Origin of the sequence: Providencia sp. NPDC089933 (assembly GCF_049545585.1) — a bacterium.
Lineage (GTDB): Bacteria > Pseudomonadota > Gammaproteobacteria > Enterobacterales > Enterobacteriaceae > Providencia > Providencia huashanensis.
In genome coordinates this window covers 222807-247990 of sequence record NZ_JBMWDT010000007.1, presented here as the reverse complement: position 1 = coordinate 247990, position 25184 = coordinate 222807, and the positions used below count along the sequence as shown (strand labels likewise).

Annotated in this window: 24 protein-coding genes; 7 read left to right on the top strand and 17 right to left on the bottom strand. The window is 41.3% G+C overall.

Going from position 1 to position 25184, the window contains the following annotated elements; genetic code table 11:
* Window positions 1-267: 267 nt before the first annotated feature.
* Window positions 268-987, top strand: coding sequence for a UTRA domain-containing protein (locus ACPEH5_RS12320; protein ID WP_042846298.1), 720 nt, complete (start codon window positions 268-270; stop codon window positions 985-987).
* Between the two features lie 86 nt (window positions 988-1073).
* On the opposite strand, the gene ACPEH5_RS12315 is transcribed toward ACPEH5_RS12320, so the two are convergent.
* The 7 genes from ACPEH5_RS12315 to hutU form a co-directional block, all read right to left on the bottom strand.
* Window positions 1074-2756: an electron transfer flavoprotein-ubiquinone oxidoreductase gene (locus ACPEH5_RS12315; RefSeq protein ID WP_042846300.1), complete on the bottom strand. Its 1683-nt coding sequence runs from the start codon at window positions 2754-2756 to the stop codon at window positions 1074-1076.
* A 10-nt stretch (window positions 2757-2766) separates the two neighbouring features.
* Entirely contained in the window at window positions 2767-3717 is a 951-nt protein-coding gene (locus ACPEH5_RS12310) for an electron transfer flavoprotein subunit alpha/FixB family protein (RefSeq protein ID WP_048606123.1), read from the bottom strand.
* A 15-nt stretch (window positions 3718-3732) separates the two neighbouring features.
* The gene (locus tag ACPEH5_RS12305) at window positions 3733-4488 is read right to left on the bottom strand and encodes an electron transfer flavoprotein subunit beta/FixA family protein (RefSeq protein ID WP_042846303.1); all 756 of its coding nucleotides are present in this window, start codon (window positions 4486-4488) and stop codon (window positions 3733-3735) included.
* Window positions 4489-4649: 161 nt separating this feature from the next.
* Entirely contained in the window at window positions 4650-6089 is a 1440-nt protein-coding gene (locus tag ACPEH5_RS12300; protein ID WP_042846304.1) for a purine-cytosine permease family protein, read from the bottom strand.
* 274 nt (window positions 6090-6363) lie between these two features.
* Window positions 6364-7503: an acyl-CoA dehydrogenase family protein gene (locus ACPEH5_RS12295; RefSeq protein ID WP_042846305.1), complete on the bottom strand. Its 1140-nt coding sequence runs from the start codon at window positions 7501-7503 to the stop codon at window positions 6364-6366.
* Window positions 7500-8684: a CaiB/BaiF CoA transferase family protein gene (locus ACPEH5_RS12290; protein WP_210814600.1), complete on the bottom strand. Its 1185-nt coding sequence runs from the start codon at window positions 8682-8684 to the stop codon at window positions 7500-7502. Before ACPEH5_RS12290 ends, ACPEH5_RS12295 begins: the two co-directional genes overlap by 4 nt.
* Window positions 8685-8741: 57 nt before the next feature.
* A complete protein-coding gene (hutU, locus tag ACPEH5_RS12285; RefSeq protein WP_042846308.1) occupies window positions 8742-10409 on the bottom strand; it encodes a urocanate hydratase in 1668 nt (555 codons plus the stop codon).
* Between the two features lie 568 nt (window positions 10410-10977).
* On the opposite strand from hutU, the gene ACPEH5_RS12280 reads away from it, so the two are divergent.
* Window positions 10978-11877, top strand: a complete 900-nt coding sequence (locus ACPEH5_RS12280; RefSeq protein ID WP_166686609.1) for a hypothetical protein — start codon at window positions 10978-10980, stop codon at window positions 11875-11877.
* Window positions 11878-11949: 72 nt separating this feature from the next.
* Here the strand turns inward: ACPEH5_RS12280 and livF are convergent, their stop codons facing one another.
* The 5 genes from livF to ACPEH5_RS12255 form a co-directional block, all read right to left on the bottom strand.
* The gene (gene livF, locus ACPEH5_RS12275) at window positions 11950-12651 is read right to left on the bottom strand and encodes a high-affinity branched-chain amino acid ABC transporter ATP-binding protein LivF (RefSeq protein ID WP_042846311.1); all 702 of its coding nucleotides are present in this window, start codon (window positions 12649-12651) and stop codon (window positions 11950-11952) included.
* Window positions 12651-13430 carry a high-affinity branched-chain amino acid ABC transporter ATP-binding protein LivG gene (livG, locus tag ACPEH5_RS12270; protein ID WP_048606117.1) on the bottom strand — a complete coding sequence of 260 codons (780 nt, stop codon included), beginning with the start codon at window positions 13428-13430 and terminating at the stop codon, window positions 12651-12653. The genes livF and livG overlap by 1 nt, the downstream gene beginning before the upstream one ends.
* A complete protein-coding gene (locus tag ACPEH5_RS12265; RefSeq protein WP_042846314.1) occupies window positions 13427-14698 on the bottom strand; it encodes a high-affinity branched-chain amino acid ABC transporter permease LivM in 1272 nt (423 codons plus the stop codon). The genes livG and ACPEH5_RS12265 overlap by 4 nt, the downstream gene beginning before the upstream one ends.
* The gene (gene livH / locus ACPEH5_RS12260; RefSeq protein ID WP_042846319.1) at window positions 14695-15621 is read right to left on the bottom strand and encodes a high-affinity branched-chain amino acid ABC transporter permease LivH; all 927 of its coding nucleotides are present in this window, start codon (window positions 15619-15621) and stop codon (window positions 14695-14697) included. The genes ACPEH5_RS12265 and livH overlap by 4 nt, the downstream gene beginning before the upstream one ends.
* A gap of 102 nt (window positions 15622-15723) precedes the next feature.
* The gene (locus ACPEH5_RS12255) at window positions 15724-16833 is read right to left on the bottom strand and encodes a branched-chain amino acid ABC transporter substrate-binding protein (RefSeq protein ID WP_042846321.1); all 1110 of its coding nucleotides are present in this window, start codon (window positions 16831-16833) and stop codon (window positions 15724-15726) included.
* A 379-nt stretch (window positions 16834-17212) separates the two neighbouring features.
* Between ACPEH5_RS12255 and panM the strand changes: the two genes are divergently transcribed.
* Both panM and ACPEH5_RS12245 read left to right on the top strand, forming a co-directional pair.
* Window positions 17213-17638 carry an aspartate 1-decarboxylase autocleavage activator PanM gene (panM, locus tag ACPEH5_RS12250; RefSeq protein ID WP_129466448.1) on the top strand — a complete coding sequence of 142 codons (426 nt, stop codon included), beginning with the start codon at window positions 17213-17215 and terminating at the stop codon, window positions 17636-17638.
* Entirely contained in the window at window positions 17625-18011 is a 387-nt protein-coding gene (locus ACPEH5_RS12245; RefSeq protein WP_048606112.1) for a VOC family protein, read from the top strand. Before panM ends, ACPEH5_RS12245 begins: the two co-directional genes overlap by 14 nt.
* A gap of 131 nt (window positions 18012-18142) precedes the next feature.
* Here ACPEH5_RS12245 and rpoH read toward each other — a convergent pair whose 3' ends face one another.
* From rpoH to ftsY, 4 genes are all read right to left on the bottom strand, one after another.
* On the bottom strand, window positions 18143-19018 hold the full coding sequence (gene rpoH, locus ACPEH5_RS12240) for an RNA polymerase sigma factor RpoH (RefSeq protein WP_042846326.1): 876 nt from the start codon (window positions 19016-19018) through the stop codon (window positions 18143-18145).
* Window positions 19019-19274: 256 nt separating this feature from the next.
* Complete coding sequence (gene ftsX / locus ACPEH5_RS12235) at window positions 19275-20252, bottom strand: permease-like cell division protein FtsX (protein WP_042846328.1); 978 nt, start codon at window positions 20250-20252, stop codon at window positions 19275-19277.
* The gene (gene ftsE / locus ACPEH5_RS12230) at window positions 20245-20910 is read right to left on the bottom strand and encodes a cell division ATP-binding protein FtsE (protein ID WP_042846331.1); all 666 of its coding nucleotides are present in this window, start codon (window positions 20908-20910) and stop codon (window positions 20245-20247) included. Before ftsE ends, ftsX begins: the two co-directional genes overlap by 8 nt.
* Before the next feature lie 6 nt (window positions 20911-20916).
* Window positions 20917-22818 (bottom strand): signal recognition particle-docking protein FtsY, encoded by a 1902-nt coding sequence (gene ftsY, locus ACPEH5_RS12225; protein ID WP_423727038.1) that lies wholly within the window; start codon window positions 22816-22818, stop codon window positions 20917-20919.
* A 276-nt stretch (window positions 22819-23094) separates the two neighbouring features.
* On the opposite strand from ftsY, the gene rsmD reads away from it, so the two are divergent.
* Complete coding sequence (rsmD, locus tag ACPEH5_RS12220) at window positions 23095-23676, top strand: 16S rRNA (guanine(966)-N(2))-methyltransferase (protein WP_048606105.1); 582 nt, start codon at window positions 23095-23097, stop codon at window positions 23674-23676.
* Between the two features lie 10 nt (window positions 23677-23686).
* A complete protein-coding gene (locus tag ACPEH5_RS12215; protein ID WP_042846336.1) occupies window positions 23687-23983 on the top strand; it encodes a DUF1145 family protein in 297 nt (98 codons plus the stop codon).
* A 4-nt stretch (window positions 23984-23987) separates the two neighbouring features.
* Here the strand turns inward: ACPEH5_RS12215 and ACPEH5_RS12210 are convergent, their stop codons facing one another.
* Window positions 23988-24338: a DUF2500 family protein gene (locus tag ACPEH5_RS12210; protein ID WP_042846338.1), complete on the bottom strand. Its 351-nt coding sequence runs from the start codon at window positions 24336-24338 to the stop codon at window positions 23988-23990.
* A gap of 120 nt (window positions 24339-24458) precedes the next feature.
* On the opposite strand from ACPEH5_RS12210, the gene ACPEH5_RS12205 reads away from it, so the two are divergent.
* Entirely contained in the window at window positions 24459-25088 is a 630-nt protein-coding gene (locus ACPEH5_RS12205; RefSeq protein WP_264402996.1) for a lysoplasmalogenase, read from the top strand.
* Window positions 25089-25184 lie beyond the last annotated feature (96 nt).

Below are 25184 nucleotides of genomic sequence, written 5' to 3'. Positions count from 1 at the left end.
ATGCCTATTTGTTATAGTAAATTTAACATTATGATATTAAATAAAGGTATATTGCCCTAGAAAAACTTACACTATAATAAAATAATTCAGACAATGACGAGCATCTGTAAATAACAATTACTCGGGGCCTTCCCCTATAAATAGGCGACTCCTACTAGTAAAGCCAATAATTACTGATAAACTTGCATTCAATACAAAATTGGTGGGTAAAATGTAGCAAGAGCGCCATTTTCTCCCTTCTTCTAACAATAATTTTGAATAAAAGCGATGACATCACAACCTGCATACAAGCAAATTCAGTCTTACATTTTACGCAGTATTGATTTAGGGGTTTTTAAGCCAGAAACTCAAATCCCTACCGAACTTGAACTCTGTGCACAGTTCAATGTAAGCCGTATGACGGTAAATAAAGCTATTTCAGAATTAAGTCAGAAAGGTATCCTAAATCGTATTGCAGGAAAGGGCACTTTTGTTGCAACTCAAAAACATGAGCTTCCTGTTACCAAGGCGTTTGATATTTTTGATGAAATATCTGTAAGTGGTAATAAATATAGTGGTCACCAGTTGCAACTGAAAGTCATCCTTGCTTCCGCAGAAATTGCATTACAACTTGGTATTACAGAAGGAAGTGAAGTCGGATATTGTAAAGTGCTCCACTTTGAAAATGATATCCCTTTAATGTTAGAAGAACGCTACGTGAACCATGCTATTGCACCTGAATTTGTAAAACAAAAATACGGCGATACGGAAACACCAAGCGGCTATTTACAACGCCATTTTCCTGTCAGTGAAATGGAACATACCATTGAAGCGGCACTTGCGACAAAATCAATTGCACAATCGTTATCAGTAAAAGAAAATTCCCCTTGTTTACAACTCAGTCGACGCACTTGGACTGGCAATACATTAATTAGCTACGTCAACATGACCTCTGCAGGCTCTCGTTATAAATTAAAATTACATACCCGTATTGATAATAATCTATAAAAAAATGGGGCAATAATGCCCCAAAACGACTGATAAAAATAAAAAAAACATCAAGCACATCTACATCACAAACAATAATTTCCCCCTTACATTCCTTGGTAAATTGGCCCCTCTCCCCCTTGTGGTGCAGTCCAAGTTATATTTTGTAATGGGTCTTTAATATCGCAAGCCTTACAATGTAGGCAGTTTTGCGCATTAATTTGCAGTTTTTCTTGGTTAATTTCCCCCAAGACTTCATATACACCTGCGGGGCAATAACGCGTTTCTGGAGCCGCATATTTAGCTAAATTAATTTGGATTGGCACTGTGATATCCGCCAATTTTAAATGGCAAGGCTGGTCTTCTTCATGGTTAGTATTTGATAAAAATACAGATGAAGCCTTATCAAAAGTCAGCACACCATCCGGTTTTGGATATATTATTGGTTGAAATTTACTCGCTTCTTTTATATTTTCATGATCAGCTTGCTTGAGCTTCAGTGTCCAAGGGCTTTTCCCCTTCAACAGTAGCTGTTCAGCCCCAAATAACATTGAGCCAATAACTAACCCTTTTTTCATATATGGCTTAAAATTGCGTGTTTGATAAAGTTCTTGATATAGCCAACTATCCTCAAATAGCTGGCGAAATAATGATTTAAATCGCGAATAATCTACCGTTTCATGATGTAAAGAACCAAACAATGCCTCAGCTGCTAATGACCCACTTTTAACTGCACAATGAGTTCCTTTTATGCGTGCAGCATTTAAAAAGCCTGCATCATCACCAATTAATGCACCACCAGGAAAACTTAGCTCAGGTAATGCAGCAAGGCCTCCTGCTACCATACTTCTTGCTCCGTAGCTAATCCGTTTACCACCAGACAAAAAACCACTAAAAGCAGGATGCGTTTTTAAACGCTGAAACTCTTCAAAGGGAGATAAATATGGGTTTTCATAATTCAGACCAACAACTAACCCAACAGCCACGAGGTCTTCACCGTAATGGTAAGCAAAACCACCTCCATAAGTGTGATTATCTAATGGCCACCCTACTGAATGGATCACAACCCCTGGCTGATGCTGTTCTTTTGGGATCTGCCAAATTTCTTTGATCCCTAACCCATAAGTTTGCTTACCGCTGTTTGCAGCTAAATCAAAACGTTCAATTAATTGTTTACCTAGTTGCCCCCGACACCCTTCGGCAAAAAAGGTCATTTTAGCAACTAAATTCATCCCAGCTTGGTACATCGCGGTGGGCGAGCCAGCTTTATCTAATCCCATATCCCCTGTCGTCACGCCAATCACGCTTCCTGCGTCATCAAATAGCACCTCAGTAGCCGCAAACCCAGCGAAAACATCTACACCTAACGCCTCTGCTTCAACCGCCAAAGCCGCGCTAATTTGACCTAGACTCCCAATTAAATTGCCATTATTTTTTAAACTACTTGGTAATAAAGATAATGGTAACTGATTGAATTTATTTTCTTTTAGCCATAAAAAACGGTCTTGGGTTACTGCAGTTAAAGGGGCTGTTACCTTTTGCTGCCAATCTGGTAGTAATTCATCTAAAGCGCGAGGGTCAATTACGGCTCCTGATAAAATATGCGCCCCTATTTCTACCCCTTTATCAATTAAACAAACGGAGAGCTCAGCCCCTTTTTCTGCGGCTAGCTGTTTTAAACGAATTGCTGCCGATAACCCTGCAGGCCCACCACCGACAATCAGGACATCGAACTCCATCGATTCCCGCTCGGGAGCCTCGTTTATATTCTCAATGTTGTCGATAGCCATATGCCCTCTCTTACGCCAATGCTTTATCAAATTCAGGTAAGATCTCAAATAGATCGCCAACAATGCCATAATCCGCCACTTGGAAAATAGGCGCGTCAGGATCGCTATTAATGGCGACGATCACTTTACTTTCTTTCATACCTGCAACATGTTGAATTGCGCCAGAAATTCCAACTGCGATATACAAATCGGGCGCCACAATTTTCCCTGTTTGCCCAACCTGATAATCGTTAGGAACATAACCAGCATCGACTGCCGCGCGCGAAGCCCCTACTGCGGCACCCAGTTTGTCAGCAATGGTTTCTAATAAAGCAAAATTCTCACCAGAACTTAAACCGCGACCACCAGAAATCACGACTTTAGCGGAACTCAATTCTGCACGGCTTACTTGTGTTAACGATTGGCTCTTTAATAGTGCTCGCTGGGGGAGTTGTGCAAGGGTAACATTTTCAATTTGAGCGCTATTTTGCGTTTCTTTTGCGCCAGAAAATGCAGAGCTTCGCACGGTGATCACGACTTGTTGACCATTATTCTGCACTGTTGCCAATGCATTCCCCGCATAAATAGGACGAATGAATGTTTGTGAGTCAATGACTTGAGTAATATCTGAAATTTGAGCAACACCTAGTGTTGCGGCGACACGCGGAGCAATATTTTTCCCAAATGTTGTCGCAGGAAACAACAAATGTGTATAGCCTTTAGCAACCGCAACAATCGCACTGGTGATTGGCTCAGCTAATTGCCCTTCAAGCTCATCAGATTGAATTTCTAGAACTTTATTAACACCTTTGATGCTCGCAGCTAATTGAGCAACTGAAGCTGTCTGGCTCCCAGCAACGAATAAGTGTAGTTCACCACCAGCAGCAAGAATTTCATGAGCAGCGGTAATATTATGATAAGTTGATGATTTTATTGTTTGATTATCATGTTCGACAATCACTAACACTGATGTTTGGCTCATATTCATTTCCCTCTGTTAAATCACTTCTTTCGCTTGCAGTTCACTGACTAATGCGGTTGCACTACTTAGTAATGTACATTGCCCAACACGCTTTTTCGGCTCACTGACCTTGAGCGTTTTAACTTGCCCCAATGGTGAAAAATTCATATCAGCAATATCAATGATATCTAGAGGTTTTTTCTTTGCTTTCATAATATTAGGTAAAGTTGCATAGCGAGGTTCATTTAACCGTAAGTCTGTTGTCACGACTGCTGGCAATGGCATTTCTAACGTTTCTAACCCCCCATCAATTTCCCGTGTCACTTGCAGTGTTCCACCGTCGATTTTAATTTGTGAAGCAAATGTCGCTTGTGGGTAATCTAATAATGCCGATAACATTTGACCTGTTTGGTTACAGTCATCATCAATTGCCTGTTTACCTAACAAAATCAGGTCAGCTTGTTCTTTATCGACAATTTGTTGTAGTAAGCGAGCAATATCCAACGGCTCTAACGCTAACTCTGCGGGTCGCTGAATTAAAATGGCGCGGTCGGCACCAATTGCCATCGCACTACGCAGCGTTTCTTGGTAACTAATATCCCCCACAGAAACAGCGATCACTTCAGTCGCTTTGCCGGATTCTTTTAAACGTACTGCTTCTTCTACAGCAATTTCATCAAATGGGTTAATTGCCATTTTGACATTAGCCAATTCCACCCCAGAGCCATCAGCTTTAACTCTCACTTTAACGTTATGGTCAATCACTCGCTTCACTGCGACTAAAATTTTCATCGTAACTCCTATCCAATTCTTCAACGATTGGCTTATATAAAGAGGATTCAAAATCGTTTTTAGGTTGAGAGAAGCCCTAGCAGTGAAAAATTCACTACTATTGGCTTGCTCAATTATCTTTTAAATAAATCTGTTAATAATTAAATAAGGGGTATTTCACATTATTTTGTTGTAGGTAATATCAATTTATCAGCAACAGACATTGGCCATTTTTTTATCGCGATATAATAAATAATACTGGTTGCAACTAAACCGACAATCCATGAAATATCAACACCACCCAGTTTTTCAACTAAAGGACCGGTATAGAAACCTGTTGAAATAAAAGGTAATTGGATCAATACCCCAACAACATAGGTCACGATCCCTACTTTATTCCAGCGACCATAACGGCCATCAGGGTTTGCAAGTTCAGGTACATCGTAGCGACCTTTTGTCACCCAATAATAATCCACTAGGTTTATCGCACTCCAAGGAGTGAAAAATGCCAGTAAAAATAATAAGAAAGAAGAGAACAGTTTTAGAAAAGAATGTTGCCCTGCCAACCCTAAAGCTGTCGAAAAACTCACCATCAGAATAATGAAAAATAACCGCTGCCCACGAGAAATTTGGCTTTTACCACGGAAGCCACACCAAATCGCAGCCATCGACATAAAACTACCGTAAGCATTTAGAGCCGTTATTGTGACCTTACCAAAGAAAATACTGATATATAACAACGCCGCAATTAACCCTGTACTACCTAAGCCCACAATATAAGCAACTTCATTACCCGCAAATTTATTCCCTGCAAGGGCCGCCGCAAATACACCTAAAATCATAGAGGCTTGCGTACCAATAACAGTCCCTGCACCTACTGCCATAAATGCTTTAATTGTTGGCGTTTTTGTCGGTAAATAACGCGAGTAGTCCGCAACATAAGGGCCAAATGCAATTTGCCAAGATGCTGATAATGACATGGCTAATAAAAAGTGCGTCCAATCAAAATGACGATTTTCCAGTAATACCGAAACATCATTCATATAAAACAGACGGAAAAATAGATAAAAGAACGTAATCACTCCAATCACGCTCGCTGCTTTTCCGAGAATATGAATAATTCGGTAGCCACAAATGGTGATCCCAATAATCACGGCACCAAATATTAAAATCCCCATCCAGTCACTTACATGCATAAGCTGACCAACCGCTTGCCCCGCTAATACCGTGCCACTGGCAGAGAACCCAACATACATCATGCATACTAATAAAATAGGGATAACGGCACCGTATACCCCAAACTGCACACGGCTAGAAATCATTTGTGGTAACCCCAGCTTTGGCCCTTGCACTGCATGCAAAGCCATTACTGAACCACCTAGCAATTGGCCAATAAATAAGCCGATTAATGACCAGAACACGTCCCCACCAAGTACTACAGCTAATGCACCGGTTACAATTGCTGTTATCTGCAAATTAGAACCGAACCAAAGTGTAAATTGACTCGATAAGGTGCCATGGCGTTCAGACTCAGGAATGTAATCGATGGAACGAGCTTCGATTAGTGGTACATTCTCCTGCCGACTTTTTTGCCCTGTCGCGATGTCGTTTGATACTGTCATGGTAACTCCTCTTTAAGCAAGGCTGGCCTAAAGAATGAACCAATTAATCGTAATGAACCCGCAATAACTACAATCGTAAGGTACAGTTATTAACCATTACGCTGGATGATGTTTTATCTATTATTCATCCACAGTAACTAATTGAAATACATTCTTAAACCTGATTGTTGTTGTGTTTTAATTCCATGATCCTGTTGTCAGGTAGTGCTCCTATGCTGCCTTATGAACGAGTAGCCGCCTGTCCCGCCTACTCGCTCATTATTTTTAAAATAAATTAAATCGCATCTAAAACCGCACGAGAAATAATGATCTTTTGGATCTCCGAAGTACCTTCAAAAATCCGTAAAATTCGTGCATCACGTACATAACGTTCTAATGGAAGGTCACGAATATAGCCATACCCACCATGAAGCTGTAATGCAGCATCAGTCACGAAACCAGCACATTCAGCAGCAAATAATTTTGCTGTGGCTGACTGCAAGCTAAAGCGCTCTCCTGAATCACGTAACTCAGCGGCGCGCCATGTCAACATACGTGCGGCTTCAAGTTGCGTGTGCATATCGGCGATACGCCATTGTGTCCCTTGGTATGCAGCTAATGGTTTTTTACCAATTTGACGTTCTTTGACCCAACCTAAAGCACTTTCCATCGCTGCCCGAGCAATACCGAGCGAAGTTGCTGCCACTTCGACACGGCCTTTATCTAGTACTTCCATTGCCGTATGGAACCCTTTATTTTCCTCACCTAATAAGGCAGATTCAGGTAGCCAACAATTTAAAGCTAATTCATAAATCGTACTGCCACGTAGCCCCATGGTTTTCTCTGGCTGTGAAAAGGCCACGCCTTCTGTGCCTTTTGGGATCATAAAAGCGCTGATCCCGCGGGCTCCTGCCTCAACATCTGTTTTGGCATACAACACGATAAAATCGGCTTCTTTAGCATTGGTAATATAGTGTTTGTTACCTCGGATACGCCAGCCGCTGTTTTCACGTGTAGCGACTGTTCGCATATCGGCTGGGTTAGAGCCAGCAGCTGGTTCTGTTAAACCGAATGCTCCTAACATTTCACCTGTTGCCGCTTTCGGTAGCCAATATGCTTTTTGTTCTTCCGTTCCCCCCACTAAAATTGAATCTGTTGCTAGGAAATGGGCTGTTAATGCAGATGAGGTAGATGCACAAGCTGCCGCCACAGCCTCAACAACCCTACTCATCGCAATACTACCAATACCAAAACCACCATACTGTTCAGGTAAATTGATCCCCCAGCACCCCATTTCTCCCAACGCTTGTAGACTTTCAGCACAGAACGTTTCGGTTTCATCATAGCGTTGTGCATTAGGTTGCAAAATGTCGTGACATACTTTTTCTACTGCATCAACAATTGCCTGTTCAGTTTCATTAATTTCAAAGCTCATAACATTGTCTCCGCATTTTTAGTTGTTGTTTTCGCTGGCTTATAAATAGCATTTGCCTCACCTAATACAGGGGCTCGTAATGTTGAATGTGGCTTATTACCATTGAAAAAAACGGGCTGAGAAATCAACGGGGTACCACCATCATTTAAATAAGTGAGTACTTGGCGTACTTGTGCATGCTCGCTCTGTGTTGCTTGCTGTAAATCATGGATTGGTGAAGCCGGTACCCCTGCGTTTAACAATAAATCACACACTTCTTCAACGGTTTTTTGGCAAGTCCAGCTTTCGATCTCTTTTCTTAAATCCGCTTGGTGTTGCGTTCTGGTGGGGTCATCAAAATAACGGGGGTCTTGACAAAGCTCAGTTTTCCCCATGCACTCGCAAAAACGTTGAAATAGTTTTTCACTGGCAATCGCTATTACCACTAAACCATCTTTTGCATGGTAAGTATCAAATGGCGTAGAAACAGGATGGCGATTCCCAACTAAACTTGGTGCTTTATTATGAGCAAATAAGTTTGAAAGCCCGGTTAATTGCATACTCAGTAACACATCAACCATAGCAACATCAATGTATTGTGCCGCCTCATTGTGTCGTTCTCGGGCAAATAACGCGCTGCTGATCGCCCATGAAGCAAACATACCAGCACAGACATCTCCGATAGATTCGCCACTACGCGTTGGCCCCGTTTCAGGGAACCCTGTGACACTCATTAAACCTGACATCGCTTGTGCCACAATGTCATACGCAGGGTAACTTGCTAATGGGCTGTTTTGACCAAACCCTGAAATACTGGCATAGATTAATTTAGGGTTATGATTTTTTAAGCTATCAAAATCAATACCGAGCCTTTTAGTAACACCGGGGCGGAAGTTTTCAACAACAACATCGCTTTCTTTAACTAATCGAAAAAGAATAGCGCGGTCTTCATCCGCTTTAAGATCCAGCTCAATGCTACGTTTCCCACGATTAATCAAGCCGTAATAAACGCTTTCACCATCAATAAAAGGCCCTAAATGGCGGCTATCATCACCATGATTAGGCACTTCAATTTTAATGACTTCAGCACTAAGATCAGCCATCATACCGGTGCAATAAGGACCCGCTAATACACGGCTTAAATCGATCACTTTGATCCCTGCCAGTGGCCCTTGTTTTTTCTGAATTGATGCAGCATTCATACTGAATTCCTTATTATTCCAGAATGTTGCCGGCTCAACAGTCGCCGGCAAACAACATTACTTAACCATTGGCAAATTAAGCCCTTGCTGTTTGGCGCAGTTAATTGCAATGTCATAACCTGCATCCGCATGGCGCATAACCCCCGTTGCTGGGTCATTATGTAAGACACGAGCTAAACGCTTATCGGCAGCATCTGTTCCATCACAGACAATGACTACGCCTGAATGCTGAGAAAAGCCCATACCCACACCACCACCATGGTGTAAGCTAACCCATGTAGCGCCTCCCGCAGTATTTAATAATGCGTTCAATAGCGGCCAGTCAGAAACGGCATCAGAACCATCTTTCATTGATTCTGTTTCACGGTGCGGGCTTGCCACTGAACCTGAATCTAAATGATCACGCCCAATCACAATAGGTCCTTTTAATTCGCCACTTTTCACCATTTCATTAAAAGCTCGGCCTAACCTTTCTCTATCTTTTAACCCTACCCAACAGATGCGTGCTGGCAGACCTTGAAAAGCAATGCGCTCACGGGCCATGTCTAGCCAATTATGTAAGTGCTTGTCGTCAGGCAATAACTCTTTGACTTTTTGATCGGTTTTATAAATATCTTCGGGGTCTCCCGATAAAGCGACCCAACGGAATGGACCGATCCCTTCACAAAATAATGGTCGAATATAAGCAGGAACAAACCCAGGAAAATCAAAGGCATTACTGATACCTTCATCCTTAGCCATTTGTCGAATATTGTTACCATAGTCAAAAGCAGCAGAGCCACGTTTTTGCATTGTCAACATGGCATCCACTTGAACCGCCATACTTTTCTTAGCAGCTTTCGTGACCTCAGTTGGAGCGGTTTCTTGTTTTTCTCGCCATTGATTTAATGACCAGCCTTGAGGTAAATAGCCATGAACAGGGTCATGAGCACTCGTTTGGTCAGTCACAGAATCAGGGGTTATATTGCGCTTGACTAACTCACTGTAAATATCTGCGGCGTTACCTAATAGCCCCACAGATACCGGCTTACCTGTCGCTTTTGCTTCTTCAATGTATTGCAATGCTTCATCGAGTGAAGTGGCTTTTTTATCCACATAACGGGTTCTTAAACGGAAGTCGATACGGCTTTCATCACATTCAACCGCAATCATGCTAAAACCGGCCATCGTCGCGGCTAAAGGTTGCGCTCCTCCCATTCCACCGAGCCCTCCCGTTAAAATCCAACGGCCCGCAGCATTGCCATCAAAATGTTGTTTTGCAAGTGAAACAAAAGTCTCATAGGTACCTTGAACTATCCCCTGAGAACCAATATAGATCCATGAACCCGCGGTCATCTGCCCATACATCATCAAACCTTTGCGATCTAACTCATTAAAGTGCTCCCAATTCGCCCAATGTGGAACAATATTTGAGTTGGCAATTAGTACACGTGGAGCATCTGGATGAGTAGGAAATACTCCGACAGGTTTACCTGACTGAACTAACAAGGTTTGGTCGTCTTCCAATGTTTTTAATACTTCTAAAATTTTGTCATAACATTCCCAATCACGGGCTGCACGACCGATACCACCATAAACCACTAAGCTTTGAGGGTGCTCAGCAACATCGGGGTCTAAATTATTTTGGATCATCCGGTACGCGGCTTCAGTCAGCCAGCTTTTACAGGCTTTTTCACTGCCTCGTGGAGCGCGGATCACTCGAGTTAAGTCTGTACGGTTTTGCATGGTTGTATCCCCTATCATCCATTTTCAATTAACTTTAAATTAACAATTTTCTACGGTGATAATCTACGAGATACCTTGTTAGCGACAATTCACCTTTATTTTCAGGTCAGTTAACTGATTTAAAATCAATACATTAAATCAATATCAACGTGCTCGAGACTATCTATTCATTGAAATCATTTATCTTGCATTCAAATATATATACATTTAATTCACAAAGTATATACATTTAAATTTGAATTTTTATACGAACAGTGGAAAAAGGGGAGTCAGAAAAGTTATACAACAACAAGTAGCTCTCTGTTTCTATGGAAAAAGTTGTATATACATTTAATTTTATACATAGAAACAAGCAAATAGCTGAAATGGGAGATACTTCACATTCCGTAAAAATAGAAAAATGAACAGATAACACGGCTAGAACTCACTCTAATGAGATAAGCTCTTCACAAAACAGGTCACTTATAAAAGATAAATACCAAATTAATAGTTATCTATTTTTGCAATACATTAAATTTAGGGTGGGATAATCTACCCTAAATTTAAATATATTACTAAGTGACCCTTTATGACTAAAATTACTAAGAATATTGTCTATTCCCCCGAAAATACTCACTGTATAAAAAATAACAGCTCGAATAAAAAATCACTCCCAAGTTCTATTCACAGAATTAAAATAGCGTTAGAATCAATTTTAGAATCATTCAGGTTATCAATAATAAATAAAAGAAAACAGACATTAAATAATAAAAGTAAAATTATTTCCCTTAAGCAATACTTTAAGAATCTTAGTAAATATAAAAAAGAAATTATTCATGATAAAAATTCAACTTCAATTATATTAAAAACTAAAATAGAAAGATTTACTCCAAATAGTGATGATAAAACGACATCTACCGCTCTGGGTCACATTCTTGAATCTGATGGATTTACTTTTGATAGGGAACTATCTGATAAATTCAACAAAGATTTCAATAGAATGAATGTTTATTTACACACCCCATATCGCCAAGAAAACACAGTAAATATTAAAGATGCAAGAGTTCTTACTGCAAAATTCGGTTCAGAAAACGCACAAATAATATCACAAATCACTCATCAAGGCTTTCTTGCCGACCCGCTCACTCGTTTACATAAAATAAACAAAGATGATAATTATATTATAGGAAATAACGCTATAGATACAATCCAAAATGATGAATCAATTGATGATATGAGAACTAGTTTTACGATTAAAGAAACAGAAAATGGCGATTGTATCATTACGGCTAATAAAAAATTTAAATATATAAATGTAACTACTAGTTTTGGTCGTGAATTGCCAAACTTATTAATCTCAGTCGAAAGAAAAACCTATTTAACTAAACGTGACGACGGCACACTTGAATTAATGAATAATAATAATGGTGTTTTAAAACATATTAATGATAATAAAGATAAGCTTAAAATTACTATTATAAAAAAATAATACAGAAAGCATTGGTATTAAATACTTCGAGCTATTACACTCCCACAGCCCGAAGTATTTAATATATTCTCACTAACCGCCTAAATAAGCATTTCTGACAGCCTCATTGGCTAACAAGGCTTTTCCACTGTCTTCCAGGACAATACGCCCATTTTCCAGTACATACCCGCGATCAGCGAGTTTCAAAGCTTGATTAGCATTTTGCTCAACAAGGAAAATGGTCATTCCTTCTTCCCGTAGCTGTTGAATCGTATCAAAAATTTGCATAATAATAATCGGAGCCAACCCTAGTGACGGCTCATCGAGTAACAACAATTCAGGCTGACTCATTAAAGCACGCCCTATGGCAAGCATTTGTTGTTCCCCACCTGACATCGTCCCCGAGCGTTGGTTTCGACGTTCATAGAGCCTTGGAAATAGCGTATATACTCGTTCAATACGTTCTTGATACTCTTGGCGATTAGCGAAAAATCCCCCCATGGCGAGGTTTTCTTCTACCGTCATACGAGAAAATACACGCCGCCCTTCTGGCACTAATGCAATATCTTCACGCATAATTTTCGATGTAGGTAATTGCGTAATATCCACACCTCGGTAGATAACTTGGCCTTCAGATGCTCGAGGGTCGCCACACAAGGTGCTTAATAAGGTTGTTTTCCCTGCACCATTAGCACCAATTAGGGTCACAATTTCACCCTTTTGAATATTTAAGCTGATCCCATGCAGTGCTTGTATCTTCCCATAGTGAGTAGAAACTTTTTTAAACTCTAACATCAGTAAGCTTCCCCCAAATAGGCCTTAATCACATCTGGATGTTGGCGAATTTCATTTGGTGTACCATTGGCTAATGGCGTACCTTGATTCACAACATAAATACGGTCTGAAATCCCCATCACTAATTTCATATCATGTTCAATTAATAAGATAGAAACATTATGATGGCTGCGTAATTCAGCAATTAATTCATCTAAGTCATTAGTTTCTTTAGGGTTAAGTCCTGCTGCGGGTTCGTCTAACATCAAAATTTCAGGGCGAGTCACCATACAGCGTGCGATCTCTAAACGTCGTTGTTGCCCATACGCTAAATTACCTGCTTGCCGATTAGCAAACGGTAATAGGTCAACTCGCTCCAACCATTTTACCGCATTATCAAGAGCTTCTGACTCTGCACGGCGAAAACCTGGAGTCTTTAAAAGACCAGAAAAAATACCACTTTTCAAATGTTGGTGTTGCGCAACAAGTAGGTTCTCAATGACAGTCATTTCTTTGAACAACCGCACGTGTTGAAAAGTTCGGATAACCCCTAAACGCGCGATAGCTTGCCCTGATAGGCCTTCAAGGTGTTTATCATGGTATAAGATAGTGCCACTAGTCGGCTTATAAAAGCCAGTTAAGCAGTTAAAAATGGTTGTTTTCCCTGCGCCGTTAGGCCCAATTAAGGACACTATTTCACCCTGATTAATCCCTAGTTCGACATCATTAACCGCAAGTAAGCCACCAAAACGCATGGTTAAGCCACTGACCTGTAATAAAGGGGAAGTTAATTGACTCATGCGCCCTCCCCTTCAGGTACTTTTTTAACCTGCATTTGTCGACGTTTCATTGGTAATAAGCCTTGTGGCCGCCAAATCATCATCAATACCATCAATGCCCCCAATAACAACATGCTGTATTGGTTAAGGTCACGCATCATTTCCCTTGATACAACTAAGATAATAGCGGCTAAAATCACCGATGTTTGCGAGCCCATTCCCCCAAGTACAACAATAGCCAGTACAAATGCAGACTCAACAAAGGTAAATGACTCTGGGCTAATAAACCCTTGTCTTGCGGCAAATAATGTCCCCGCAAACCCCGCAAAAGCGGCACTAATAGTAAAAGCGGTTAATTTAATTCGCGTTGGACTCAAGCCTAGTGAGCGACATGCAATTTCATCTTCACGCAACGCTTCCCACGCACGGCCTAACGGCATTCGAAGCAGCCGATTAATGATAAACAGCGTCAATACAACTAGCAGTAGCGCGACAAAATAGAGAAAAATAATCCGATCACCAGGGCTATAATCTAACCCAAAAAAGTTATGGAATGTGTCCCATCCCTCTTTTGCTGTACGGCTAAACTCAAGACCAAACAATGTAGGTTTAGGTAACTGGCTAATCCCATTCGGCCCACCTGTGATCTCAGTATTATTGAGTAATAAAATACGTACAATTTCCCCAAAACCGAGCGTCACAATCGCAAGATAGTCACCTCTTAATCTCAGAACAGGGAAGCCTAGTAAAAAACCGGCTAATGCCGCGGTTAACCCTGCAATCGGTAAACTTTCCCAGAAACCAAAACCATAGTAATGATTTAATAACCCGAAAGTATAAGCGCCTATCGCATAGAAGCCTGCATAACCTAAAACCAGTAAACCAGAAAGGCCAACAACAACGTTTAACCCCAACCCTAACATCACATAAATTAGTGTTAAAGTCGCAATATCAACACTTCCACGTGAAACTAGAAATGGCCAAATAATTGCAGCAATAATGATTATGACCGCTAAGATTTTCTGTTTTGTTGTGGAACCATCAAAATCAGGAATAGACCAAGCTTTCTTAGGAACGCCTTTCCATACTTTACTTAACGTTGGGCGGACAAGCTGGTACACAAAAATGACGACAATCCCTGCAAGAATCCAATTCCAACGAACAGAATCCCCCATTGTGACAACCAGTTTTGTTCCATCAAGTGTAAGTTGCATCCCCATCATAAATAACGCCAGCACAAAAAAAGTGGCTGAGGCTACAATGGCGTTAATCCAATTTTCTTTTCTCATACTTTTTCGACCTCCGGGCGTCCCAGAATGCCGGTAGGCATGATTAATAACACACCGATTAATAAACCAAATGACACGACATCTTTGTATTCAGTGCTCAAATATGCAGAAGTCATCGCTTCAGCCACACCAAGAATTAAACCACCTAGCATGGCGCCAGGAATACTGCCTATTCCACCTAATACTGCTGCCGTAAAGGCTTTCATCCCAGCCATAAAGCCAATATATGGGTTAATAACACCATAAAATTGCCCTAACAAAACACCGGCTACTGCGGCCATTGCAGCACCAATAACAAAAGTTAACGAAATGACTCGGTCGGTATTAATGCCAAGTAAACTCGCCATTTTTAAGTCTTCAGCACAAGCACGACAGGCTCTTCCCATCTTTGAATAACGAATAAATACGGTTAACGCCAGCATCGCTAGCAGTGTTACCACCCATATTGTTAACTGCATTTTCGTAACTGTTGCTGCAAAACCATCACTTTCACCGAGCACCCATTGCCCTGTAATTAGGCTTGGTAACGCTAAGTCCCGTGAACCTTGTGACAAACTGACATAGTTTTGTAGAAAAATAGACATCCCGATCGCCGAGATCAATGCAATTAAACGTTTAGAATGACGTACAGGCCGATAAGCAACACGCTCAATACTCCAACCATAAGCACTGGAAACAACGATCGCGGCAACAAATGCCGCAGCGACTAAGATCCAGCCAACGTCAATCCCAAGCATCATTAAGCCTGCGATCACAATAAAAGAAACATAGCTGCCTATCATATACACTTCGCCATGAGCAAAGTTAATCATACCAATGATGCCGTACACCATGGTATAACCTATAGCGATGAGTGCGTAGGTGCTGCCAAGAGTCAATCCATTAAGGAATTGCTGAATAAAATAAAGAATTTGATCTGACATAAGACTATCCTTTCGAACTGCTTGTCCTATGTAGAGAACAGAAGCCGGAAGAAAGTGACTCTCTTCCGGTTCTTATTCACTACTTTGGAACACGACTCGCGACTATTTTACAGAGGTGGAAGTCCCATCTTTGTGCCATTCAAATACACCAAACTCGAAACCTTTCAAGTCCCCGTTTGGCTGCCAGCTTAGCGTTCCCATTACAGTTTCAACTGGATTTGCTTTCAAATCTTTGACTAAATCTTCAGGCTCAACACTACCTGTACGCTCCATTGCCGTAGTTAAACCTTGGATAGCAGCATAAGTTGTCCACACAAATGGCCCTGTTGGATCTTCTTTTTTCGCTTTAATTGCATCAACAATAGGTTGGTTAGTGGCAACTTGGTCATAGCGCTTTGGTAATGTGACTAGCATCCCTTCCGAAGCATCACCAGCGATATTCGATAATGACGAGTTACCAACACCTTCAGGCCCCATAAAACGGATGTTTAGACCAGATTGCTTCGCTTGGCGTAAAATTTGCCCCATTTCTGGGTAATAACCACCGAAGTATACAAAATCTACGTTTTCTTTTTTCAGCTTCGCCACTAATGCTGAAAAATCTTTGTCACCAGCGGTAACCCCTTCAAACATCACTTCTTTTACACCAGCTTTATTGAGGTTTTCACGAACAGAGCGCGCTAAACCTTCACCATACTGCTGTTTATCGTGTACCACAGCGATACGAGTTGGCTTAACCTCATCTAAAATATATTTAACTGCGGTAGGCCCTTGGTCAGAGTCTAAACCCGTCGTACGCAATACCATTTGGTAACCACGGGTAGTGAGGTCGGCGTTCGTTGCCGCAGGGGTGATCATAATCACGCCTTCATCTTCATAGATATCCGATGCAGGCTGAGTAGAAGAAGAGCACAGATGACCAATAACATGGCGAATACCATCATTGATTACTTTATTGGCAACTGCAACTGCTTGCTTCGGGTCACAAGCGTCATCGTATTCAACTGCAACTAGTGTATTACCATTAATGCCACCTTTTGCATTAATATCTGCAATAGCTTGACGCGCTCCTGTAAATTCCATATCACCATATTGAGCCACTGGCCCTGACATTGCGCCAACAACCGCAATTTTAATTTCCTTTGCCCATCCCGCAGAGCTGAATGCCATCGCGATACAGCCCGCTAATAATGCTTTATTCATATTCTTCATTTTATCGTCCCCGTCTTCATGGTTCTGAGTGTTTGTATTTGATTTGTAGTAGATTATTATGGTTGACAGGTACAATGCCTGATATTTCAAAATACAGCGAATAAGGCTATATATTTCATAACATTAAACAAGATAATTATGCTAAATAGCAAATGGATATGGTAGGTAATTACATTAGATGCAGAATAAAAAACTAATGTGTTTAAGTGGTTTTTATGTAAATACCAGTGTTATATTCTAGTTAAATTTAAATTAATCCGAGCTAAACTCGGAAAATTAAGTCGTACCAAATTTTTCTCTCTAAAACCCAAAAATCAGTTGTAGATCACTCTGGCAGGATCAGTGACTGCAACCCTTACAGGGAAACGGACAAAACATCATGAGACTCACTATTATCCCTTTGGTCATTCCTACTGAACAGCAATACCTAGACTTACATAAAATCTGGCCTGACCAGAGCCAACATGAACTTACTGAAATACTTAAAACTGGGGAACAGTTTTATGCTGCTCGCTTTAATGAAAGGTTACTTGCAGCCGCTAAAGTGAGCGTTGACCATCATCATGCCATTATTCGTGATTTTTGTGTTCGTGAGGCGACTCATCGCAGAGGTGTTGGCTTATATTTAATGCAAGAAATTTTCCGAGCTCATCCTGATGTAGAACACTGGCAGTTCAATTTCAGTCATGTTTTGCCACAAGAAAAACAACACATGCAATTATTTTTAACCGCCTGCGGGTTTAATGCGACAATACAACCAGACGTATGGGAAAAACAGATAGGCTACCTACATGAAGTTAAATAAAATCCATCATGTTGCGATCATCGCCTCAAATTTTGAAGTCAGTAAAGATTTTTACTGCCGTATTTTAGGTTTAAACTTACTAGCACAATACTACCGTGCTGAAAGCCATTCATGGAAAGCAGACTTAGCTTTTGGGGAACATTATCAAATTGAATTATTCAGTTTTATTGATCCACCAGCAAGGTTGAGCTACCCCGAAGCAGCAGGGCTTCGCCACCTTGCTTTTAGTGTTGATAACTTAGATAAATGGGTCGCTTATTTAGCAAAACAAGGGGTGACTTGTGAAGAAATACGGATTGACCCTTACACTCAAAAAAGATTCACGTTTTTTGCTGACCCTGATGGCCTTCCATTAGAGTTGTATAGCGACTAAGAGTAGGTTGTTTGCCTATTTATAAGGCCAGAAATAAAAACAGAATATAAGATGTGATTATCTGCATTTATACTCCATTTTATTGAAGACAAATGCAGATAATTATTTACCGCAGTTTATTTAACAACAAATTACATCTCGTCGTCATCTTCTTCCATGGCTAAACGCAGTTTTTTCATGGCATTTTTTTCTAACTGACGAACACGCTCAGCTGATACACCGTACTTATCAGCCAGTTCTTGCAACGTCGTTTTGTTGTCATCATCAAGCCAGCGTGCCCGAATAATGTCTTGGCTGCGCTCATCTAAGGAATCTAATGCATCAGATAGCCGATCAGTCGCGTGACTTTCCCAGTTATCATCTTCAATGGAACCTGCAAAATCCGATGATTTATCCTGCAAAAATAAGACTGGCGCAATTGGACCGCCGAAATCACCGCTATCGTCGTCATCTGACATATCAAATGCCATATCCTGTGCGGCCATGCGAGATTCCATTTCGCGGACATCTTTCGTGCTTACTCCAAGTTCTTCAGCAACCATATCCACTTCTTCTTGATTAAACCAACCAAGACGCTTTTTATTTTTTCTTAGATTAAAGAATAGCTTACGCTGAGATTTAGTTGTTGCAACTTTTACGATACGCCAATTGCGTAACACATATTCATGAATTTCTGCTTTGATCCAGTGAACCGCAAAGGAAACTAAGCGAACACCAACCTCAGGATTAAAACGACGCACCGCTTTCATCAAGCCGATATTTCCTTCCTGAATTAAATCCGCTTGCGGCAAACCATACCCCGCATAACTACGAGCAACATGAATAACAAAGCGCAAATGCGACAAAATAAGTTGCTTGGCAGCATCCAGATCACCGTGGTAATGCAGCCGTTCAGCAAGTTCCTTTTCTTCCTCAGCGGTAAGCATCGGGTAAGCATTAGCCGCCCTAACATAGGCTTCAATACTTCCTTGTGGAACAAGAGCTAAGGATTGCATATCTTTGGTCATTCAGATCCTCTATAAACAAAATGGAAAACAGATTGGTTTGATGTCGATAACCGTATTGGTTAATCATGAAGTAAACATAGAGTTTAGCAGTTTAACGGCATTAAATAAATTATATACAGGAATTGTTAACAGTAGGTCAATATAAGACAAAACAATCCAGACTAAGTTCACTTTTAAAATAAAGACCTAATAAAATCAAGGGCTAATAAGCATTCATTACCCATAGCCCTCGATAAAAGCCACTAAAAACAATCTATTACTCTGGTGTAAAATGACGTAAATGTTGAAGTGTCGCCAACCATGCTGCAACCCAACCTACCATTGCAGATAATAAGAGGATCAATAATGACTCTTCCCACAATAGCCCTTCAATATTAAATTGAGTCCCAAACACACTTGCGACTTGCGCAACACCAGCCGATAACTGCCAAACCAGTAAGAAGGTCATAATTAAGGAGATTATGGCGCCTAAAGCCCCTAAAAAAAGCCCCCCATTTAAAAATGGCCTCATGATAAAACCATCAGTTGCGCCGATCAACTTCATCACATTGATCGTATCTCGTCGAGCAAAAATATTTAGCCGCACACTGTTACCAATTACAAGGAACAATGACACAATCATTAAAATACCAATCACGGAAGCAATGCTCCCCACCAAATTGGTTAATGATGCTAAACGCGCAAACCAGCTATCATCCATGCGAACTTCTTCAATACCATTCACTTGACTGACCCGGTCTCGAAGTGTGGTCAGTACCGTTGACCCTTCAAAGTCAATTTTTGGCGTTATGATCGCCACCGCAGGCAATGGGTTTTCTTCAAGCATATCAAGTGCGGTACTAAAACCAGACCAGCTACGAAATTCGCTCATTGCTTGGTCCCTTGAAAGGTAATTAACGTTTTCCACACCTTCAAGAGCCTGTAATTGAGTCACCACATTTTGACCCCCTTGTTCATCAAGAGATTTATCCAGATAAACTGTGAGTTGTGGTGTTGGATACCACTGTGCTGCTGCTTGTGAGACGTTTTTCCACACAATATAACAAAGGCTTGGTAAAGCGAGTGAAATCGCTATCACCATCACCGTTAAAAAGGTGGCTAAAGGTTGCCTAAGCATATCGGCAAGTGCATTAAGCCACGAATAACGCCATTGCTCACGCCACCCGCCCTTTAGTGCTTTACTTTTCGATTGCATGGTGCGTTCTGGCCTGCCTTTACGGACATTCTTAGCCATGTTGACCTCCAAGCATGCGGCCTTCACTAAGTGTAAGAACACGATAGTTACGACGTTCAATCAATGCAATATCGTGTGTTGCCATTAATACCGTCACGCCAACGCGGTTAAACTCTTCAAATAAACGCATAATACCTTCCGATAGCTCGCCATCAAGGTTACCGGTTGGTTCATCCGCGAGTAACATCGTTGGTTTGTTCACCACGGCTCGTGCAATACCCACTCGCTGCTGTTCCCCACCAGATAATTGGATAGGGAAATTTTTCGCTTTATCCAATAACCCAACTTTATCCAATGCAGCAGAAACGCGCCTACGAATATCTTCTGTACTCGCCCCAGAGATAATCAATGGCATCGCTACGTTATCATAAACAGTTCGATCAAATAGCAGGTGGTGATCCTGAAAAATCATGCCGATCTGCCTGCGCAGAAATGGGATCTCCCGATTCTTCAAGCGGCTAATATCGTGACCATTAAACAAAATGTGGCCCGCACTTGGGCGCTCAATGCCACATATTAGTTTAAGTAACGTACTTTTACCTGCGCCTGAGTGGCCTGTTAAAAATGCCATTTCCCCTGGTTGAATATGAAAATCAACCCCTTGGAGAGCTTGGCGGCCACCGCGATAAGCTTTACTAACGTGTTCAAAGCGGATCATCGAAAATTATTCCTCTCGGGCAAATAGAGCCTCGATAAAGTCATCTGCTTTAAATGGACGTAAATCTTCAATACCTTCACCAATACCAATGTAACGAATTGGAATACCAAATTGGTCTGCAATAGAGAAAATTACCCCACCTTTTGCTGTGCCATCGAGCTTAGTCAATGTGATACCAGTCAAACCAACAGCTTCATCAAAAAGTTTGGCCTGACTTACCGCGTTTTGTCCAGTACTCGCATCTAGCGTTAACATAATTTCATGCGGTGCGTTTTCATCCAATTTTTTCATCACGCGAACAATTTTCTTCAGTTCTTCCATTAAGTGTGATTTATTTTGTAAACGCCCTGCAGTATCAGCAATTAAGACATCAGCACCTTTAGCTTGCGCTGATTGAATTGCATCAAAAATAACTGAGGCGGGGTCTGCACCGGTGTGTTGAGCAACCACAGGGATTTTATTACGTTCACCCCACACTTGAAGTTGTTCAACCGCTGCGGCACGGAAAGTATCCCCCGCAGCTAACATGACGCTTTTCCCTTCCGACTGGTATTGACGCGCTAATTTACCAATCGTGGTTGTTTTACCCACTCCATTAACCCCAACCATTAGAATAACATAGGGTTTTTTATCTTCGATCACGAGTGGTTTATCCACTTTCGCTAAAATATCAGACATTTCCTCACGCAATTTGCCATATAAAGCCTCAGCATCTTTCAGGTCTTTACGGCTAGCATGCGCGGTGAGGTTATTAATAATTTTACGAGTGGTATCTACACCAACATCTGCAATTAATAATTGTTCTTCAAGTTCATCAAATAGGTCATCATCAATTTTCTTACCAGAAAATAACCCCAAAAAGCCTGAACCTAAATTTTGACGGGTCTTCAATAACCCTTTCTTTAGCCTAGCAAAGAAACCCTCTTTTTTGGGTTTTTCTTGTTCTGTTGGCGAATTATTTTTTTCTTCTTCTAAACGTAAGCACTCGGCTTCGGCTTCTTGGCGTTCACGTTCTGCTTGCTCTTCCGCTAACCGTGCCGCTTCGGCTTCTTGGCGTTCACGCTCTGCTTGCTCTTCCGCTAACCGTGCCGCTTCGGCTTCTTGGCGTTCACGCTCTGCTTGCTCTTCCGCTAACCGTGCTGCTTCGGCTTCTTGGCGTTCACGCTCTGCTTGTTCTTCCGCTAACCGTGCTGCTTCGGCTTCTTGGTGTTCACGCTCTGCTTGTTCTTCCGCTAACCGTGCCGCTTCGGCTTCTTGGCGTTCACGTTCTGCTTGCTCTTCTGCTAACCGTGCCGCTTCGGCTTCTTGGCGTTCACGCTCTGCTTGCTCCTCCGCTAACCGTGCCGCTTCGGCTTCTTGGCGTTCACGTTCTGCTTGTTCTTCCGCTGCTTTAATCGTCGCTAAATCAGCTTGACGCTGTTGTTCTAAAGCCTCTTCTGCAGCCTGAATAGCGGCTAATTCTGCTTGGCGCTGGCGCTCCATTTCGACTTCAGCCACACGCATTGCCTCAGCTTCCAAACGCTCACGCTCCGCCTGCTCTGCTATGAGCCGTGCTTCTTCTGCCTTTTGGCGTTCAAGTTCTGCTTGTTCTTGGGCTGCCTGAATCGCCGCTATTTGTGCTTCACGCTCTTTTTCTGCTTGCTCAGTTGCTGTTTCAATTGCAGCTTGCTGTTCCTCATACTGACGCTGAGCTTCATCTTCAGCCGCTTTAATGGCAGCCTGCTCGGCTTGATGTTGTCGTTCTGCTTCTGCGGTTGCGATATCTATTGCAACTTCTTGCTCTTGCTGCTGTTTTTCAGCTTCGTCAGCCGTATTTGTTTGTTGATGGTCTGTTTTCTGAGTATCTTCTTCATTTTTACGACCAAACCCCAACCATGAAAAGAACCCTTTTTTCTTGTCTTTAGCCATTTGCCACTACACTCCTCGCGGTAAAAATATGGCACTCGATAATTAAATCGCGATAAAATTACATCCAGTCTACCATTTCATCGCTCAGCAACACATATCTGAAAGAAAAATCCTGAAAATTTAATCTAAATTTGGGTGTTAAAACTGTGAAAATAAAACGCTATAATTGAAATCCAACCAATAAGGAATAACAACACTGCAACTTATCGTCTGACAGGTATACAATAGTAACAATCAATTTTAAGTACATAAACCAGCTAAGTAGCAATAAATATTATGGCAAAAAAACCACAATCAGCCCCTTTAGGGCAAATTCGAATTATTGGTGGAAAATGGCGAGGCAGAAAACTACCTGTTCGCGATAGTGAAGGCTTACGCCCAACAACAGATAGAATAAAAGAAACCTTATTTAACTGGTTAATGCCTGTTATTCGTGATGCTCGCTGCTTAGATTGCTTTGCAGGAAGCGGGGCTTTAGGCTTTGAGGCTCTTTCTCGCTTTGCCCAGACTGTAACCTTTATTGAGCTTGATAAACAAAACGCACAGCTATTAGCCGAAAATAAAACCCGCTTGCAAGCCGATAATGCCTCTGTTGTCAATAATAATACCCTTAATATACTAAACCAATCAGGGGCCCCTTTTGATGTGGTTTTTATTGACCCACCATTTCGAAAAGGGTTACTTAATGAAACCATTCAATTATTAGAAAAAAACCAATGGTTAGCAGAGGAAAGCTGGGTATACATTGAGTCAGAAGCGGAGTCACCACTTACTGACATTCCAGCGAATTGGCAACTTCACCGCGAAAAAATAGCTGGGCAAGTTGCTTATCGTCTTTTCATCCGAACTTTACTTTAGGGAAAAAAACATGTTTATTAACATTGGACGCCTGCTGATGATTTGTGTTTGGGGCTTTATGGTATTTAACCTTATTCACCCGTTTCCTAAGCCACTGAAATACTTTATGGATATTGCAATGGTGTTTATGGTTTTCATGCATGCACTGCAAACTATCTTTCTTAAAGCGACCCTCCCTAAAGGGGAGAAAATCTCAGGTTTAGTTCAACTACGAATTTTCTTTTTTGGGGTTTTTGAAATGCTAGCTATGCAGAAAAAAACCAAAGCCGCGTTGGAAGAAGCAAAGAAAAAACAGTCCGGCCAATAAGGCCCTAGGCTGGCTCAAAACGAACAAACCGCGTACCTTGCATAATAAGTTTACCTTCGCGGCCTAACTCAACGTCTTGGTATTGTTCTTCCGTTACAATAGTTTTGATTATTTCACCACTTGATAGCGTTTTGAAATAAATTTCATAACGAAAAGTTTCTGGAGAGACAACATCTCGCTCTCTAGAACGCATGTTAGGGTAAGGGTAATCTTTTTTATTATCGACTTTAACTAAATAAGTCACAGGCAAAGAGTTATCATTAATTTCATTTTGCTTGCGTTGGTCAAAAAAGCGCTTTGTTGCTAAAACAGCAATGATCGCAAGAACGATAATCAGTAATATTGGCTTATTCATAATGTGAATTTTGTTTAAAAAGTCAGTAACTGTAGTTTATCTTATTTATATAAATAGGACACGTTATCTAAGTAACCTAATCACTGTAGTTTCACTCATTGAACTTATAAGGATATGTGTATGATTAGTTGGCCATTCCTCGCTGTACTCTTTTCCGGTTGGTTGTATGTCGATGCAGCCTATCGAGGACCAGGGTGGCAACGTTGGTTATTTCGCCCTATTACACTGCTACTCTTACTACTCTGGGGGTGGAGTTCTGAGGATTTAAATATTCAAAACTACCTGATTTTAGCAGGCCTATTAGTTTCTCTAGTAGCGGATCTTTCTCGCATGTTATCTAGTGAACACTTACTAACTTCAGTCGCATTGATGTTCTTGAGTTACCTGATTTATACCATTAGCTTTGGGATGCAATTAAATTTTGGCCTATTCTTACCTTGGCTAGCTGTCCCTCTGATTATTGCAGCCGTTACTCTTGTTTTCATTTGGGGAAAGCTCGAAAATCTACAGGCTGTTGTTTTTGCGTCGTTAATCATGTGTATGATTATGGCATGGGTCGCAGGTGACCAGTACTTTGGGCTAGCTCGTGAATATAATTTTTCCATTATGATAGGGGCATCACTACTGTTCTTATCTAACTGTGTTTGGCTAATAGCACATTTCCGTATTCCATTTAAAGCCTCAAAAGCCGTTGTTGCCGCGCTCTATTTTATTGGACAATTCTTCATTGTTCGTGCCATTTATCTGTAACAACAACTCATTCAAGTCTCACGCCAATTGATAAAAAATGCTATTTGAGAATTTTATCAATTGGCACCTCTCTTTTAGTTTGACTCTGGAGTAGAC

What these genes read in the sequence shown, in the direction of transcription:
- panM (WP_129466448.1), top strand. Translation starts at nt 17,213, where the DNA reads ATGAGACTCACTATTATCCCTTTGGTCATTCCTACTGAACAGCAATAC.
- ftsY (WP_423727038.1), bottom strand. Translation starts at nt 22,818, where the DNA reads ATGGCTAAAGACAAGAAAAAAGGGTTCTTTTCATGGTTGGGGTTTGGT.
- livG (WP_048606117.1), bottom strand. Translation starts at nt 13,430, where the DNA reads ATGAGTCAATTAACTTCCCCTTTATTACAGGTCAGTGGCTTAACCATG.
- ftsX (WP_042846328.1), bottom strand. Translation starts at nt 20,252, where the DNA reads ATGGCTAAGAATGTCCGTAAAGGCAGGCCAGAACGCACCATGCAATCG.
- ACPEH5_RS12255 (WP_042846321.1), bottom strand. Translation starts at nt 16,833, where the DNA reads ATGAAGAATATGAATAAAGCATTATTAGCGGGCTGTATCGCGATGGCA.
- ACPEH5_RS12310 (WP_048606123.1), bottom strand. Translation starts at nt 3,717, where the DNA reads ATGAGCCAAACATCAGTGTTAGTGATTGTCGAACATGATAATCAAACA.
- ACPEH5_RS12300 (WP_042846304.1), bottom strand. Translation starts at nt 6,089, where the DNA reads ATGACAGTATCAAACGACATCGCGACAGGGCAAAAAAGTCGGCAGGAG.
- rsmD (WP_048606105.1), top strand. Translation starts at nt 23,095, where the DNA reads ATGGCAAAAAAACCACAATCAGCCCCTTTAGGGCAAATTCGAATTATT.
- ACPEH5_RS12320 (WP_042846298.1), top strand. Translation starts at nt 268, where the DNA reads ATGACATCACAACCTGCATACAAGCAAATTCAGTCTTACATTTTACGC.
- ACPEH5_RS12265 (WP_042846314.1), bottom strand. Translation starts at nt 14,698, where the DNA reads ATGAGAAAAGAAAATTGGATTAACGCCATTGTAGCCTCAGCCACTTTT.
- ACPEH5_RS12210 (WP_042846338.1), bottom strand. Translation starts at nt 24,338, where the DNA reads ATGAATAAGCCAATATTACTGATTATCGTTCTTGCGATCATTGCTGTT.
- rpoH (WP_042846326.1), bottom strand. Translation starts at nt 19,018, where the DNA reads ATGACCAAAGATATGCAATCCTTAGCTCTTGTTCCACAAGGAAGTATT.
- ACPEH5_RS12205 (WP_264402996.1), top strand. Translation starts at nt 24,459, where the DNA reads ATGATTAGTTGGCCATTCCTCGCTGTACTCTTTTCCGGTTGGTTGTAT.
- livF (WP_042846311.1), bottom strand. Translation starts at nt 12,651, where the DNA reads ATGTTAGAGTTTAAAAAAGTTTCTACTCACTATGGGAAGATACAAGCA.
- ACPEH5_RS12215 (WP_042846336.1), top strand. Translation starts at nt 23,687, where the DNA reads ATGTTTATTAACATTGGACGCCTGCTGATGATTTGTGTTTGGGGCTTT.
- ACPEH5_RS12245 (WP_048606112.1), top strand. Translation starts at nt 17,625, where the DNA reads ATGAAGTTAAATAAAATCCATCATGTTGCGATCATCGCCTCAAATTTT.
- ACPEH5_RS12295 (WP_042846305.1), bottom strand. Translation starts at nt 7,503, where the DNA reads ATGAGCTTTGAAATTAATGAAACTGAACAGGCAATTGTTGATGCAGTA.
- hutU (WP_042846308.1), bottom strand. Translation starts at nt 10,409, where the DNA reads ATGCAAAACCGTACAGACTTAACTCGAGTGATCCGCGCTCCACGAGGC.
- livH (WP_042846319.1), bottom strand. Translation starts at nt 15,621, where the DNA reads ATGTCAGATCAAATTCTTTATTTTATTCAGCAATTCCTTAATGGATTG.
- ftsE (WP_042846331.1), bottom strand. Translation starts at nt 20,910, where the DNA reads ATGATCCGCTTTGAACACGTTAGTAAAGCTTATCGCGGTGGCCGCCAA.
- ACPEH5_RS12280 (WP_166686609.1), top strand. Translation starts at nt 10,978, where the DNA reads ATGACTAAAATTACTAAGAATATTGTCTATTCCCCCGAAAATACTCAC.
- ACPEH5_RS12290 (WP_210814600.1), bottom strand. Translation starts at nt 8,684, where the DNA reads ATGAATGCTGCATCAATTCAGAAAAAACAAGGGCCACTGGCAGGGATC.
- ACPEH5_RS12315 (WP_042846300.1), bottom strand. Translation starts at nt 2,756, where the DNA reads ATGGCTATCGACAACATTGAGAATATAAACGAGGCTCCCGAGCGGGAA.
- ACPEH5_RS12305 (WP_042846303.1), bottom strand. Translation starts at nt 4,488, where the DNA reads ATGAAAATTTTAGTCGCAGTGAAGCGAGTGATTGACCATAACGTTAAA.